This is a genomic window from Nostoc sp. UCD121, assembly GCF_014222285.1.
In the GTDB taxonomy this organism is placed as follows: Bacteria; Cyanobacteriota; Cyanobacteriia; order Cyanobacteriales; family Nostocaceae; genus Nostoc.
Genome location: NZ_JACKZS010000012.1, coordinates 1 through 14,806, shown reverse-complemented (window position 1 = coordinate 14,806; position 14,806 = coordinate 1). Strand labels below are relative to the sequence as shown.

General features: G+C 41.7%; 13 protein-coding genes. 8 read left to right on the top strand and 5 right to left on the bottom strand.

Annotated elements, in window-relative coordinates; all coding sequences use genetic code 11:
- Positions 1 to 955 precede the first annotated feature (955 nt).
- The 7 genes from GNF10_RS04425 (at position 956) to GNF10_RS04395 (ending at position 10,989) form a co-directional block, all read left to right on the top strand.
- Positions 956 to 3,289 carry a GMC family oxidoreductase N-terminal domain-containing protein gene (locus GNF10_RS04425; RefSeq protein ID WP_185583946.1) on the top strand — a complete coding sequence of 778 codons (2,334 nt, stop codon included), beginning with the start codon at positions 956 to 958 and terminating at the stop codon, positions 3,287 to 3,289.
- Positions 3,290 to 3,473: 184 nt separating this feature from the next.
- Positions 3,474 to 4,523, top strand: coding sequence for an esterase (locus GNF10_RS04420; protein WP_185583948.1), 1,050 nt, complete (start codon positions 3,474 to 3,476; stop codon positions 4,521 to 4,523).
- Between the two features lie 71 nt (positions 4,524 to 4,594).
- Entirely contained in the window at positions 4,595 to 5,503 is a 909-nt protein-coding gene (locus tag GNF10_RS04415; RefSeq protein WP_185583950.1) for an acetoacetate decarboxylase family protein, read from the top strand.
- An 8-nt stretch (positions 5,504 to 5,511) separates the two neighbouring features.
- On the top strand, positions 5,512 to 5,931 hold the full coding sequence (locus GNF10_RS04410) for a patatin (protein WP_185583953.1): 420 nt from the start codon (positions 5,512 to 5,514) through the stop codon (positions 5,929 to 5,931).
- On the top strand, positions 5,912 to 7,453 hold the full coding sequence (locus tag GNF10_RS04405; protein ID WP_185583955.1) for a patatin-like phospholipase family protein: 1,542 nt from the start codon (positions 5,912 to 5,914) through the stop codon (positions 7,451 to 7,453). Before GNF10_RS04410 ends, GNF10_RS04405 begins: the two co-directional genes overlap by 20 nt.
- A 298-nt stretch (positions 7,454 to 7,751) precedes the next feature.
- Positions 7,752 to 9,956, top strand: a complete 2,205-nt coding sequence (locus GNF10_RS04400; RefSeq protein ID WP_185583957.1) for a family 1 glycosylhydrolase — start codon at positions 7,752 to 7,754, stop codon at positions 9,954 to 9,956.
- Between the two features lie 220 nt (positions 9,957 to 10,176).
- Positions 10,177 to 10,989, top strand: coding sequence for an SDR family oxidoreductase (locus tag GNF10_RS04395; RefSeq protein WP_185583959.1), 813 nt, complete (start codon positions 10,177 to 10,179; stop codon positions 10,987 to 10,989).
- 36 nt (positions 10,990 to 11,025) lie between these two features.
- Here GNF10_RS04395 and GNF10_RS04390 read toward each other — a convergent pair whose 3' ends face one another.
- On the bottom strand, positions 11,026 to 11,190 hold the full coding sequence (locus tag GNF10_RS04390; protein ID WP_221643722.1) for a hypothetical protein: 165 nt from the start codon (positions 11,188 to 11,190) through the stop codon (positions 11,026 to 11,028).
- Between the two features lie 164 nt (positions 11,191 to 11,354).
- On the opposite strand from GNF10_RS04390, the gene GNF10_RS04385 reads away from it, so the two are divergent.
- Positions 11,355 to 12,065, top strand: coding sequence for a DUF547 domain-containing protein (locus tag GNF10_RS04385; protein ID WP_185583961.1), 711 nt, complete (start codon positions 11,355 to 11,357; stop codon positions 12,063 to 12,065).
- Here GNF10_RS04385 and GNF10_RS04380 read toward each other — a convergent pair.
- From GNF10_RS04380 to GNF10_RS04365, 4 genes are all read right to left on the bottom strand, one after another.
- The gene (locus GNF10_RS04380) at positions 12,050 to 12,805 is read right to left on the bottom strand and encodes a TIGR04283 family arsenosugar biosynthesis glycosyltransferase (RefSeq protein ID WP_185583963.1); all 756 of its coding nucleotides are present in this window, start codon (positions 12,803 to 12,805) and stop codon (positions 12,050 to 12,052) included. The genes GNF10_RS04385 and GNF10_RS04380 overlap by 16 nt on opposite strands.
- A 61-nt stretch (positions 12,806 to 12,866) precedes the next feature.
- Complete coding sequence (locus GNF10_RS04375) at positions 12,867 to 13,232, bottom strand: rhodanese-like domain-containing protein (RefSeq protein ID WP_260446191.1); 366 nt, start codon at positions 13,230 to 13,232, stop codon at positions 12,867 to 12,869.
- A 422-nt stretch (positions 13,233 to 13,654) separates the two neighbouring features.
- The gene (locus GNF10_RS04370) at positions 13,655 to 13,885 is read right to left on the bottom strand and encodes a hypothetical protein (protein ID WP_185583967.1); all 231 of its coding nucleotides are present in this window, start codon (positions 13,883 to 13,885) and stop codon (positions 13,655 to 13,657) included.
- A gap of 288 nt (positions 13,886 to 14,173) precedes the next feature.
- The coding region (locus GNF10_RS04365) for a sensor histidine kinase (RefSeq protein WP_185592988.1) at positions 14,174 to 14,806 on the bottom strand (633 nt) is incomplete at its 5' end.

Here is a 14,806-nt window from a genome sequence, read left to right as displayed (position 1 = left end):
TAGCTAATTGGCCAAATAATCGATTCTCTCAAGATTGGCGAAAATACTGCTGATGTAGGCTATTGGGGTGATGAGTAGCATATTGGTGTTAAACGAATGGCACGCTTGTTAATCGCAAACCCGTGATTTAACTGGCTTTTGAGTGTGGGGAGCCAGATTTCTTCCCCATCCTCCCACACCTCCCTCAGACAAAGGTTTCAGGTTTTCTTAGTGCCATTTGGTGTTAAACCTTGTGCCAAGATTTATATGTAGGACTTACGTAAGAGTTACGGAATAACTAACCACAGAGGCGCAGAGGACACGGAGAAATAAGAGTTTGAGAGATATTTTGCGTAAGTCCTAATACCAAAAGGGAGATAACATCACGGCTAGCAGTATGTTTTAAAGTAACCCGTGAACAAAATCGAATTGAACATTGCCAAAAATTGTCTGCAATGCTACGCTGTGACTGAAATTGTACATACCATAAGTGTGTATAAATTTCAGAGTTAGTTTAATCATTAACTTGGTTAATTTAAGTAAAAGAATGTTAACTTTTTTGTTAACCTGCATATAATACCGAGTTAGCTCCGATAACTGAATCGTATAACTAAATTGGTTGTCTAATCCAAATTAATCAGGCTTTAGTTTTAATTAAAGCCACACATAACTTATTAATGTAATCCCTCCCTAAACCTCTCCTTCACAGAGATAAGGGGTTAATTCTTACTACCCTTATTTTTTAGTGAAGGGCTTAGGGATTAGGTTTGAGTGCAATTTGTACATGGCAACAAATTATTATCGACACCATTTTTATTGAATTTTCTGGAAAAGCTTTGATTGCTTTTGAATTGCAATACTAGTAGTTAAAAATCCTACTGCATCATCAAAAATTCTCATTAGATTATCTTTTGCTTCCATTTGTAATCTAGATGAGTGTATATTTTCATGTCCATAATTGCTCAGGATGAATATAATGACTCGTTTATCCAGCCCGATTGAAAACTTAAAAAATTACTATACAGTTGTAGTTATTGGTTCTGGTTATGGTGGTAGTATTGCCGCATCGCGTTTAGCACGAGCCGGACAGCAAGTGTGTATTTTAGAGCGAGGGAAAGAATTCCAACCTGGTGAATATCCCAAAACTCAAAGTAAAGCATTGGCACAAATGCAGATAGATTTGCCACAACATCATCTAGGTTCGCACACAGCTTTGTATGACTTTCATGTGAATAAAGACATCAATGTCTTTATTGGTTGTGGACTAGGTGGAACATCTTTAGTTAACGCCAATGTGTCATTACAAGCTGAACCGCGTGTATTTGCAGATTCACGCTGGCCAAAGGAATTGCGTGATGATGCCGGGACTTTATTAGCCGCAGGTTATCGTCGTGCAGAGGAAATGCTCAAACCTACTCCCTACCCCGAAAATTTTCCTCCTCTGCCAAAATTACAAGCTTTAGAAAAGTCGTCTAAATATTTGAATGAAAAGTTCTATCGTCCCCCCATCAATGTGACATTTCAAGATGGGGTGAATCATGTCGGTGTAGAACAAAACAAATGTAATCTCTGCGGTGATTGCGTTTCTGGCTGTAATAATAAAGCCAAAAACACCGTGTTAATGAACTACCTCCCAGATGCAAAAAATCACGGTGCAGAAATCTATACACAAGTTTCCGTGCGACGAGTTGAACGCCAGGGGAATCGCTGGCTAGTCCATTACCAATTATTAAACACAGGTCAAGAAAACTTTAACGCTCCCACAATGTTTGTCAGTGCTGATATTGTGATTCTGGCGGCTGGGACATTGGGATCTACAGAAATTTTGCTGCGTTCTCAAGCTGCTGGTTTAGCTGTATCTGAGAAATTGGGACATAATTTTACAGGGAATGGTGATGTCCTAGCTTTTGGCTATAACACCGAGCAAGTAATTAACGGTATTGGTTTTGGCGATCGCCCGGAGAATACCCAAGAACCAGTAGGGCCATGCATCACCGGTATCATAGATATGCGAGAACAGCCCCAATTAGATAACGGACTAGTTATTGAAGAAGGCTCAATTCCTGGAGGTCTGGCTGCTATATTACCCCAAACTCTTGCGGCGGCTGCCAAAATTTTAGGTAAAGACACCGACTCTGGTTTTGGCGATCGCATCGAAGAAAAAATCCGCGAAGTTGAGAGTTTGACTCATGGTGCTTACACTGGTGCAGTCCGCAACACCCAAACCTACTTAGTCATGACCCATGATGATGCGGCCGGACAAATGTACTTAGAAAATGACCGTCTTCGCATTAAATGGCAAGATGTAGGAAGCCAACCCATTTTTCAACGAGTCAATAATCGTCTTACAGAAGCCACCGAACCCCTAGGCGGTACACAAATTCCTAACCCCATTTGGTCTGATGCCTTTGGTCATGACTTAGTTACAGTCCATCCACTAGGAGGCTGTATCTTAGCGGAGAATGCTGAACACGGTGTTGTCAACCATAAGGGACAAGTATTTGCTAGCAACCAAGGAACAAACGTCTACGAAAACTTATATGTTGCTGATGGTTCAATAGTTCCTCGGACATTAGGTGTAAATCCACTACTGACAATCTCTGCTCTAGCGGAACGTTGCTGTACCCTCATTGCTAAAGACCGGGATTGGACGATTAATTATGATTTAACTACCCCACCCATAGTCACTGGTGACACTACCCGTCCTACCACAGTTGGCATTCAATTCACCGAGACTATGCGTGGCTACTTTTCTACCGCAGTCAAAGACGACAACTATCAGCCTGCATTCTGGCAAGGCAAACAAGACAACTCGCCTCTAGAGTTCACCGTTACAGTAATTGCCGATGACTTAGACAAACTACTCAACGACCCCGAACACCTAGGGAAAATAGTTGGTATAGTTAAAGCCCCCGTTCTATCACCAGAAGCCCTAACCGTCACCAATAGCGATTTTAATTTGTTTGTTGTCCAACAAGGCCAACAAAACACCAGACAAATGCGTTATCGCTTACACATGATGACGCAATCAGGACAACGTTATTACTTGAAAGGTTTCAAGCAAATTCATGATGACCCAGGATTCGATGTTTGGTCTGACACCACCACACTATTCATCACCGTTTATGAGGGCGACAGTGAAAATGATCCCATCGTTGGTCAAGGCATTCTCAAAATTCAGCCGATGGACTTCATCAAACAAATGACCACTATGAAAGTTACCAACGCAGATACTATTGGGGAACGCCTACAAGCAATAGATAGATTCAGTCGTTTCTTTGCCGGCACTTTAGCGGAAGTCTACATTTAACTTTAAGAGACACGAGGTATGACAATACGGTTCGGTTAAAGAGGAAAGGGAAAAGGTTTTGAATACATCCTTTACCCAGACCACAAGGAAAGTGAAAAATGCTTATCCGAACCGTATTGGGAGGTATGAGGCAGAGGGAAGGAGGTAATTCCCAATGCCCTAATCTATTAACAAATCTATCAAAATGAACACCACAGCATATACTCAATCTTTACGAGAAAGAATAGTACCTTTTACTAGCAAAGATGGCTTTGAATGCAACTTAATTAACGTTAGAGGTGAAAAGCCTCCTTCTAAATCGCCTGTATTACTAGCGCATGGTGCAGGAGTCAGAGCCAATATCTTTCGCGCTCCTGTGGATACTAATATAGTTGATTACTTAGTTGCTCATGGTTATGACGTATGGTTAGAAAACTGGCGTGCCAGTATTGACCTGAATCCTAATCATTGGACACTTGACCGAGCCGCAGTGAATGACCATCCACAAGCGGTAAAAACAATTGTCGAAGAGACGGGTTATGAAGAAATCAAAGCTATCATCCATTGTCAGGGATCTACTAGTTTCATGATGTCTGTGGTGGCTGGCTTAGTCCCACAAGTCAAAACTATTATCAGCAATGCCGTTTCACTGCATCCGATTGTACCCTCATGGTCATCTTTCAAAATCAATTTTGCAGTACCAGCAGTCAATTTACTCACCGATCATTTAAACCCACAATGGCAAATAGATTCACCAAGTCTAGCTGCAAAAATCATTTCTCTGTTCGTGGGTCTTACGCATCACGAATGTAATAATTCAGTCTGTAAACAAGTTAGCTTTACTTATGGGACTGGCTTCCCGGCATTGTGGGAACACGCTAACCTCAACGAAGCCACCCACGAATGGCTGAAGCAGGAATTCGCCTATGTGCCGCTCAGTTTTTTCGCACAAATGTCTCAGTGCATCAATCGTGGACATCTCATTTCTGTTGATAACTTCCCCAATTTACCAAAAGATTTTATTGCCCAACCACCAAAAACTGATGCCCGGATTGTATTTTTTGCTGGGCAGCTTAACCGTTGTTTTCTCCCACAAAGTCAGATAGAAACTTTTAAATATTTTGACTTTTTGCGTCCTAATTACCATGCTTTACACGTTCTAGATAACTACAGTCATTTAGACATATTTATGGGTAAGAATGCAGCCAAAGATGTGTTCCCTTTAATGCTTGCAGAATTAGAAAAGACTGTTTAAAAATGCAGATTTCATTCTCTAGACCTCTGTTACCTCTCTCCACCAATAAATTTAATTATGTGTGAAAAAATATGATACCTCAACGTTTAAAACAACAAACAGGACTTTATTCCCTAGTTGATGGCATACCTTTTCAGTTACCCGTTAATTCTGAACATACACCAGCATTGATGGCGGTATTTCCGATTAACGCCGATCGCGCTAAAGAATTGATTCTAGCAAAAGAAGTACATCCTCTGCGGCTATGGAATAATCAGGGGTTGTTAGTGATCACGGTGATTAATTATCAGATTACTGACATTGGTAAATACATCGAATTTAGTATTGCGATCGCCTGCACTCATGGCGCAAAACCAGCCCCGCCATTACTACCTGGTTTATTGATGCAACAGTATGGCACTGGGCAGTATGTACTTGATTTACCTGTCAGTACTGAAATTTCCGTCAAAGGTGGTAAAGGAATTTGGGGAATGCCCAAACATCAAGCTAACTTGGACTTTGTGATTGGCGATCGCACCGTCAGCAGTCAATATGATTTAGATGGGCAACTAGTGATGAAAATTGAGGTTGCCAAACCCGCCAAAGCTTGGTTTCCTCTGAAAATGGGTGCAGCAAACTACTGTGCATTTCGCGGGATGTTGATGAAATCCGTGATTTACTTTCAAGGGAAATTGGGATTTTCGCTGTTCAAACCGGGTTCAGCCAAACTTACCATAGGCGATCATCCCCGTATCCAATCACTAAAACACCTAGAGATTAGCCCCGAACCTATATTTACAGGCTTTTTCCCGGAAATCACAGGGATGCTAGATGACCATTTGGAGAGTTGGTTTCTTGGCTACGACACACCCCCCACACAACAACCAGAAGGTTTAGAAAGTGTAGTTAATTTAGGTTTGGATCAAGAATGGCTACCAGCGCCAAAGGCTTTGCCCAAGGATGATCAAGCCGAGATGTATGTAATACCAATTAAAAATTAATCAAAAATATGATGAATAACGGTAAGATACTCCACTTATCATTAATTGGCATTGCCATTTTCACTATTGTGAGTGGATTGTTGCAAATGGTTTTGCCTAGTTTGGTACTCTACATTGTCTCAGCAGAAGTAACCCCGATTAGCCAGCATTTTTTTGCCATCATCGGTATGTTTATGCTGCTGTTTAACGGCGCACTTTTACAAGCATTAATCAGCCCACAACCCCAACCTATTGTCTTAATTTGGGCAGGATTACAAAAATTTGGTGCTTCAATAGCCGTTTGTTTGGCTGTTATCAGGCTAATTTTTTCCCCATTCGCGCTGCTAATTGCTGGTTTTGACCTGTTATCAGGAGTATTGATTTTCTGGTACTTGTTTCGCTTGCGTACTTTTACACCAGGATACACTTATGAGCAACCAACCGCATAAACCTTACGGCACTCCTGAACCAACATACTCAGGGAATAAACGTTCCTTGATTTTAGCTGGTGGTGGAATGCGTGTAGCTTACCAAGCTGGAGCTATCCGCGCCTTACTCGAATCAGGACTGTGTTTCAATCATGCGGATGGTACTTCCGGCGGTACGATGAATTTAGCAATGTTGCTATCGGGACTATCGCCGATTGAGATGTGCGATCGCTGGCGGACTTTGAATGTTAAAGATTTTGTCTCTTTTATCCCTCTAGAAAAATACTTCAAAGCCTGGGATTTGTTGTCTATGGGAGATGCAGACGGCATTATTGATCGCGTTTTCCCACACTTCGGAATTGATATCAGCAAAATCAATGCCTCGGAGGGAATGCAAGGTACATTTAATGTTTGCAACTTTACCCACAAAACAAATGAAGTCATTCCCCACGAGTGCCTAGATTTAGATTTATTGGTTGCAGGGATTTCTGTCCCCATCTTGATGCCACCTGTACAAAAAGGTGATTATCTATACATGGATTCCGTGTGGATTAAAGATGTTAATCTCATGGAAGCGGTGCGCCGGGGTGCAGATGAACTTTGGGTATTGTGGTGCATTGGCAATAGTAGCGAATATCAAACGGGAATTTTTAATCAATATGTCCACATGATGGAACTGAGTGCGAACGGGGCATTTTTTGAAGAGTGCGATCGCATCAATGAAATCAACCAAAGAATTTTGCAAGGGGAGACAGTTTACGGACATACCCAACCAATCAAACTCCACCTCATCAAACCCGCTTATCCTTTACCTCTCGATCCTGATTACTACTTGGGAAACATTGATGGTGCAACTTTGGTTGATATGGGTTATGCCGATGCTAAACAATATTTGCAAACCATGTCACCCGCAGGATTGCCCTTCCAGCCAGACGTGACCCGAATGCACAACAACTTGCCAGGAATGACTTTCCGCGAAAGGATGGCGGGTGGGTTTGTTTTAAATGAGACTGACCCAATCCAGGGGGCAGCAAAAGGCAAAGCGCACAATTCCTCACTCTCATTGCAACTGACAATTAACATTTGTGACTTAAAACGTTTTTTAAGTGATACCACTTACACTGCTAGTATTGCTGGTAATATTAGTTTTACAGATTTTGGCGAACACATTCCCCTCAAAAGTGGCGTGTTTAACCTGTTTGCTCATGACCATAATCCCGGATATAAATACATTACTTATGAACTTGCTTTTGAACATAGTAATCAAGATTACTACTTAGTAGGCAAGAAAGAACTGCATAACGATCCGGGATTTGATTTGTGGCAAGACATGACAACTATTTATACTTACCTACATCAAGGTACAGATGAAAACAGTCCAATTATCGGTGCAGGAATTTTAACCCTAGATGTGGGTGACGTAGCCAAGTGCGTTTCCGGGTGGCGAATCACTAACGCCAAGTCACTGACAGAGAAAGCTACATTATTGGCAGAGTTTGGTAGTTTTTTCTGGGGCAATATTTGGGAAACTTACCAACCGTAAATTCCAAATTAAACCTCTGCTGAGTGGAGTATAAAGGTTTAAGGGTGTAGGGAAAATACATTTTCATGTTTAGTTGTGCAATTTTCTCTTGAATCCTTCCTGCCTTCTCCAAAGGGAGACGCTAAAAGCAATCTGCCTCCCGCCTTCCAATACTTTTCGATTAAACCCAATAATCTCTCTTTTGGTCTGGGGAAAGGTTAAAGGGTAATGGGTAAAGGGAAATTCAAACCTTTACCCTTAACCCAAAAGTATTGTCTCGCCTCCCACCTTCTTTCATAATTTTTCAGGAGAAATTAACATGAGCGATCGCCTTACGCCTTTACCCTCATCATTTTTATTCGGTGTTGCAACTGCTGACCATCAGTGTGAAGCTTACGATTCCCAGTTTGAAGATATTCGGGATGTATGGGAACGCCGTCGCGGTATTACGGTCAGGGGCCGAGCTACTGACTTTTGGCATCGCTACGCTGAAGATATTGCCTTAGCTCAGTCCCTTGGTTGCAAGTCTTTTCGGTTTTCGATCGCTTGGTCACGGGTAGAACCTGAACCCGGTAAGTTCAGTGAAGAAGCTTTTGAACATTATCGCCAAGTAATTGAAACTATCAGATCGCATGGTTTAGAACCAATTGTAACTCTGCATCATTTCACCCATCCCATCCATGTAGAAGCACGGGGGGGTTTAACTGCGCCAGAATTTCCAGCTATTTTCGCTAACTACGCTACAGAAGTCGCCAAGCGTTTGGGTCATTTGGCACGTTATTGGATTAGCTTTAACGAGCCTAGTCAATTAATTTACGGTTACATCAAACCTTGGTGGGAAAGAGCCTATTTTATGCCCCCAGGTTTGGAGCGCGGTGCAACTATTGCCGATCAAATGACCGCCGTACAGAAACTTATGCGGAATTTGTTTGTCTCCCATACACGCGCCAGAAATATCCTCAAAGAATACAATCCAGATGCTCAAGTGGGAGCAAACCCCATGTTATTGGGTCTGCCTCTATGGTTGCAGAAATTGGTGGATCGCAATGTCACTAATCTGCGTCGTCCCGAAGATATGATTTCTCAGGGTAAACGTTTTACTGAGCGTAGTTTGTTGGAAAAGGGAAAAGTTGATATTGTCATTGCTAATTTGACTATTACCGCCGAGCGACAACAGCAAGTAGCGTTTTCGGAAACTTATTATCAGGCGGGGCAATTTCTCTTAGTCAAAGCCAGCAGTCCCATTCCGCAACCAGAAAATCTGGCTCAGAAAACAGTAGCAGTTGTCAAAAGTTCGACGGCGGAATCTACCATAGAATACCTGTTACCCAGAGTTGAAGTCAAAGTAGTAGAAGATTACGCTGATGCCTTGCAAGCCTTGGATTATGAACAAGTGAGTGCCATTCTTGCAGATGACACAATTCTCTTGGGTCTGATGACACAACAACCAGGACAATATCGACTGGTGGGTAAAAATGGTGCAGGGCTGACAGTAGAGAACTATGGCGCAGCTGTAGTTAAAGGCGATCGCGCCCTCTTGAATATTGTAGATACAGTAGTGCGACAGTTTAAAGAATCCGGGGCTTGGCAAGCTAGCTATAGTCATTACTTCCCCAATCAACCCGTCCCATCTGTACCGAAAATCGGTAGACGTTCAACCCTAGCTGACATCACCACAGGCGGATCTTCTAGTCCAACTATCGGACGGCCTCAACCCGGTACACCACTGCGGCGCATTCAAGACCGTGGTTATTTAGTTGTCGCAGTCAAAGAAAACGTACCTGGGTTTAGCTACCGCGACCCCAAAACCGGAGAATTTAGCGGCTTAGAGATTGATTTAGCGCGTTTAGTCGCCAAGCAAATCTTTGGCGATCCCAGCAAAGTGAAATTTGTCGCCGTTTCCACCCAACAACGCTTACCCGTACTGCGATCGCTCACCCGCATCTTTGACCCAATTTTCAAGATTTTCAGCGTACTTTCCACATCATTGACAAGTAACTGGTGGCACTTAGGTATGGCTGGGAAATTACCCACATTCCTCTGTCCTCAAGAATGTGTAGGTCAACAAGATTTTGTTGGTTTTGACTATTACTGGGGGATTAGCAATCTCCGCCTCAACCGCATTCAACAATTAATGGATGCTGCTTTTGGACGTTTTAGTAATGCGCCAGTTTGGTCTGGTGTTCTCTACGATATGCTCAAATTCCACGCCCAGTTATTCCCCGATAAAGAGATCATGATTATCGAGAATGGCTGTGTAGAAGTAGCCGATAAAGTCGTCAAGCGTGAAGACTACATTCGTCAGCATCTCCAACAAGTGCAACGCGCCCGTCAAGACGGGATAAACGTCATCGGTTACGTCTCCTGGTGTATCACCTCCAACCGTGAGTGGGGTCTGAAATTTGGCCCAGATAGCGATTTTGGACTATATCACATTGACCTAGATACAGACCCAGAACTCAAACGCCAACCAACCCCAGCCGCTAACTTATACCGCGATATCATCAAACAAAACAGCGTCTAATACTAGGGTGTTGATTTTGTACCTTTCAGGGGTTAAAAATTCATGCACAATCCTTTCCAATCCTTGGCTTGAGTAAAATTTGCAGTGGGAAAAGTTATTGTTCGCATTCTTTAAGTAATGAGTAATAAGTAATGGATATTTACTCATTACTCATTACTTATTTAATTTGGTTCACCGATGGGTAAATCTCACCAAAGTCAACACCCTACCCTTAATACCCATGCCCAAAACAGTTTTCATCACCGGAACATCCAGTGGAATTGGGAAATTCACCACCATATACTTCGCGCAACAAGGCTGGAACGTTGCAGCTACGATGCGAAACCCCAGCCAAGACCAGAATTTCCGTGAATTTTCTAACATCAAAGTATATTTTTTAGATGTTACAGATAATAATAGTATTCAAACTGCGATCGCTTCTGCCATCCAAGATTTTGGTCAAATTGATGTTTTAGTAAATAACGCTGGTTATGGTGTAGATGGTGTATTTGAAGCCATGACTGATGAAATAATCGCCAAACAATTCAATACCAACGTCTTTGGCTTGATGCGAATCACCCAAGCGATCATTCCCCATCTGCGTCAACAAGGTGGTGGCACTATTATTCAAATTGCCAGTATGGGAGGACGAATTACTTTCCCCTTGTATAGTATTTATCACAGTTCAAAATGGGCGGTAGAAGGGTTTAGTGAAGCTTTGCACTATGAATTAGAACCATTCAATATCAAAATTAAAATTGTTGAACCAGGTGTGATTAAAACTGAATTTTACGAAAATAATCGAGCGATCGTGCGTGATGATTTGCCCATGTATCAACCATTAGTAGATACTGCACAAAGGGTATCCCAAGAAGCGGGAAGAAAAGGAGAGCCGCCAGAATTAGTTGCTCAGGCAATATTTAAAGCAGCCATTGATCGTAGTTATAAAATACGCTATCCCGTCGGTCAACCTGCGCCCATTTTGCTCATGCTACGTAAATTGCTGCCCGATTATTGGTTTTTCTCCATCATCAAACGTATTTATAAAGTATAAATATGCCTAGTTAAAAATTATCTGCTTACCTGAGATTTACCACAATATAATTGGTAAACCTGCAATAATAGAGGCAATACCTGTCCAAAGAGTGAACTGCTCAAGGTTTTCTTCATCCAAAGCAAGACTCATTTGCTTAATTGCTGATAATAGTCCAGCTAATAGTAGTACAAAGAATGCAAAATATCTTAAAGCAATCATACTTTGCCCTACTTGAATGTAAAAGTAAACATACTAGGTTTCTAACAGGCTCTACCATGTTTTTCTGTTTCAGATTTAGCACTTTAGAGGCTAAATTATTAAACCAATTCTCAATTTTCAACGCCGCTATGTAATAAATTTTATACTCTCTAAAGATGCTGCCTATGTACCTATTGATTGATTTTGAACCTTGGGACAGGTTATTGCGTCAGTATGTTGATCAACAGGGTCGTGTAGACTATATTGCTTGGAAAACAGAGCAACCTAAAGCGCTAAAAGATTGGTTGTCAAGTCAACCAAATCTGGATTTTACATCTAATTACAGCACTCTTGAGCAATTGGCATTGTGGATCAACCTTTACAATGCGTTCACTATTTCGGCAATTTTGGAGATGTACCCACTTGAGTCAATTCGTCCGCGAATCTTAGGCATTCCTAACTGGCTGGCTTTTTTGTGGTTCTTTCAACGTCGTGGTTATTATATATTTGACGAACGTTACAGTCTAGCCCAAATAGAAAACTCTATTCTGCGGGAGAAATTACAGGAGCCGCGAATTCATTTTGCAATTGTCTGCGCTTCGGTTGGTTGCCCATTACTGCGTGCTGGAGCTTATTTTCCTGAACAAGTTACTCAGCAGTTAGATGAAGACACCCGTCGCTTTATTAATAATCCTGAAAAAGTCCGTTATGACTCAGATAGTAAAACGCTCTACTGTAGCAAAATCTTTAAATGGTATCGTCAAGACTTTCTCAAAGTTACATCCTCTATTCCAGAATATATCCGCTCTTACCTAGAAACAGATTTACCTTTGCAAGCCTCAACGCCGATTTCCTACCTCTACTATGATTGGAGCCTGAATCAGCGAATATCTTGATAAAATTGTTTGAGATAATTTGCATCAACGCCAATCCCCCACAAAAAACCGATATAAAGGTAAATTGCAGTTGCTTTGAAGCTACCCCATTTTGCGACGCGCCGATCTGAAGATTGCACAATCCGGTTTACCTGATAAATACGCCCTTTTTTAACCAATTTCAGGCATAAATCTCCATCCTCCATAATTGGCAATGCCTGATCAAATCCATCGCAATCCCAAAAGTCAGTACTACGACAAAACATTACCTGATCTCCAAACAAAAGACGTAATCCTCGAAAAAACAGGTATGGTTTAAATAACAGTGGTGCGTAATAGGTTTTTAGATAATTATGTAGAGAGACACCCCAGCGAGTGGTTTGAGATCCACTCATCAGAGAAATAAACCCCCCACAGGCAATGGTTGGCTCTGCTAAGGTTTGCTCTATTACACTGATTAGGTCATCCGGTACCCAAGTGTCTGCATGAAGAAAGCAAAGAATATTTCCAGTTGCAATCGATGCACCGTAATTCATCTGAATAGAACGCCCACGCTGCTCAGATGAGATAACTTGTAGACATAGCGACTGATCGAATAACCCGAAGCATTGTTTTGCAACTGCCACTGTCTCATCTTCGCTGCCACCATCTACCACTATCACTTCCTTTGCAGGGGGATTAAGTAAAGTCAGTTGGCGCAATGTACGCCCTAAGCTAACTGCTTCGTTTAAAGTCGGAATGACAATCGAAACTTGAGACATGCAGCAAGAGTAGTTTTATTAGGAATTTGATGCTAGGAAAACAAATGTATTTTCTTAAAATTTACCACTCCTGAGTATGGTTTGTAGTTTTTAGCAGTTTTCCCCATATTGCATTATAAGGATGTACAAGTTGTGTCTGATGCTCGTCTTTAAAAATAAGCCTCCCTTCATTTGCCCACTGAAAAATCCCACCGCTTAAGTTATAAATGCACTTCATCCCGGCTTGATCAAGCTGTTGGGCTAATTTGGCGCTCCGGTAGCCAACAGAACAATAGATAACAATTAGTCTATCTTTTGAAACTGTTGAAAGTTCTGCTAAGTCAGGTGTGAGATGATCTATACACACTGCTGTTTCGATATGGCTTACCCCATATTCTGTTTGACTTCGTGCATCTAGCAGTAATGGCCATGGCTTTGCAGAATCCAACAGTAATTGAGCTAATTGGTTGCAATTAATTTCCTTAACAGTAGGAAACTGAAATCTGATCAGAAGTTTAAGAAAGTTAAACGTGAGCGATCGCACTTGTAAAAATACCCTCCGCTAATGACTGCTCATTCTTGCTCTGCGGCAGCGGGGACTAAAACTGATAATCACCACATCAGATTCAATTACCAGTTGTGTGAGAGAACCCAAGCCTGGGATATTAGCTGCGGCTGCTAATTGCCGAGTTCGTTCACTGCGATCATCTTAAGGGCAGTAATAGTCCTTAATCCATTTTGATTGAGAACGCCTGCTTAGACGCGTTCGCCTAGCGTCTCGTAGAAAAGCGGCTTGTCTTCAGACATCGCCTGTCCCATATCCCCTGGAATTAAAGTAACTTCAAGCTGCTCCTGGTGGCTCCTTACCAATTAGTAACCTTTTTTACTGTGCTTTAACTGTTTCCAAAGTGCCTTAATTTGCTTGTAAGCATCTTCTGGGTCAAGCTTTCCATTAGTTTCTAAGGCAGAAATGTAGCCAACTTTTTGAGCAAGTTCTTGCAAGTTGGCATTAAATAGTAAATTCTCTGGCTTTACCTGCCCGTAGTAATGACTAATGGGGTAAATAAATGTGTTTGTGTCTGACTGATTAAGATTTGCCATCAGTTCATCCTGTCATTAATATTTGGTTTAGAAAAACTTGTATATTGCAATTTAATCTTGTAATAAAAATTACGTAACTTCCAAGAGACTGAGCTTATGTAACATTTTAAGGTGATAAATAATACATCATCTATCACCCCCAAGAGACTCCCGCCACAACGTTCGCGTAGCGGCGGCGAGAGGAATGAGGACGAGCGCACCTCGGCTTCACTCGGTGAGCGTAGTCGAACCGTGAGCCAAATTGTCGCTTTGCTACAACAGGTCATGGGGTGAACGACGAGTAACAACTTAACTGTGAGTCTGAGCCAGAATCGGTAAGGTAATCACAAATTCTGTTCCAACGTCCGGGGTAGAATTCACATCCAAAGTTCCACAATGTTTTTCTATAACAATGGACTGAGCGATGGCTAATCCTAATCCTGTTCCTTTACCAACACCTTTTGTAGTAAACAAGTGGTCAAATACTTTTTGTTTGACTGATTCACTCATGCCTTGACCATTATCAGCAATCTTCACCTCAACCTGTTTGTCTTTCAATGAGGTGGTAATTATAATCCGATTCGGATTGGCTTTAATCTCCCTAAAGCTTCGACCTGTATTTGATTCATCCAAGGCATCAATAGCATTCGCTAGAATGTTCATAAATACCTGATTCAATTGACCAGGGAAACATTCTATTTGAGGTAAATTATCGTAGTTTGTGATAACTTCAATCTCCGGACGTTGTTCATTTGCCTTCAAACGATGTTTGAGAATGAGAATGGTACTATCAATGCCTTGGTGAATATTAAAAGAGACTTTGTAGTCTTGATCGGCACGGGAGAAAGTGCGGAGACTGGTACTTATATTTTTCAGCCTGTCACACGCTATCATCATCGAATCAATCATCTTGGGCAAATCTTCTAAGCTATATTCCAAGTC

Coding starts and splice junctions, on each gene's coding strand:
- GNF10_RS04405 (WP_185583955.1), top strand. CDS start 5,912: ATGAGCAACCAACCGCATAAACCTTACGGCACTCCTGAACCAACATAC.
- GNF10_RS04425 (WP_185583946.1), top strand. CDS start 956: ATGACTCGTTTATCCAGCCCGATTGAAAACTTAAAAAATTACTATACA.
- GNF10_RS04415 (WP_185583950.1), top strand. CDS start 4,595: ATGATACCTCAACGTTTAAAACAACAAACAGGACTTTATTCCCTAGTT.
- GNF10_RS04410 (WP_185583953.1), top strand. CDS start 5,512: ATGATGAATAACGGTAAGATACTCCACTTATCATTAATTGGCATTGCC.
- GNF10_RS04370 (WP_185583967.1), bottom strand. CDS start 13,885: ATGGCAAATCTTAATCAGTCAGACACAAACACATTTATTTACCCCATT.
- GNF10_RS04385 (WP_185583961.1), top strand. CDS start 11,355: ATGTACCTATTGATTGATTTTGAACCTTGGGACAGGTTATTGCGTCAG.
- GNF10_RS04420 (WP_185583948.1), top strand. CDS start 3,474: ATGAACACCACAGCATATACTCAATCTTTACGAGAAAGAATAGTACCT.
- GNF10_RS04390 (WP_221643722.1), bottom strand. CDS start 11,190: ATGATTGCTTTAAGATATTTTGCATTCTTTGTACTACTATTAGCTGGA.
- GNF10_RS04395 (WP_185583959.1), top strand. CDS start 10,177: ATGCCCAAAACAGTTTTCATCACCGGAACATCCAGTGGAATTGGGAAA.
- GNF10_RS04400 (WP_185583957.1), top strand. CDS start 7,752: ATGAGCGATCGCCTTACGCCTTTACCCTCATCATTTTTATTCGGTGTT.
- GNF10_RS04380 (WP_185583963.1), bottom strand. CDS start 12,805: ATGTCTCAAGTTTCGATTGTCATTCCGACTTTAAACGAAGCAGTTAGC.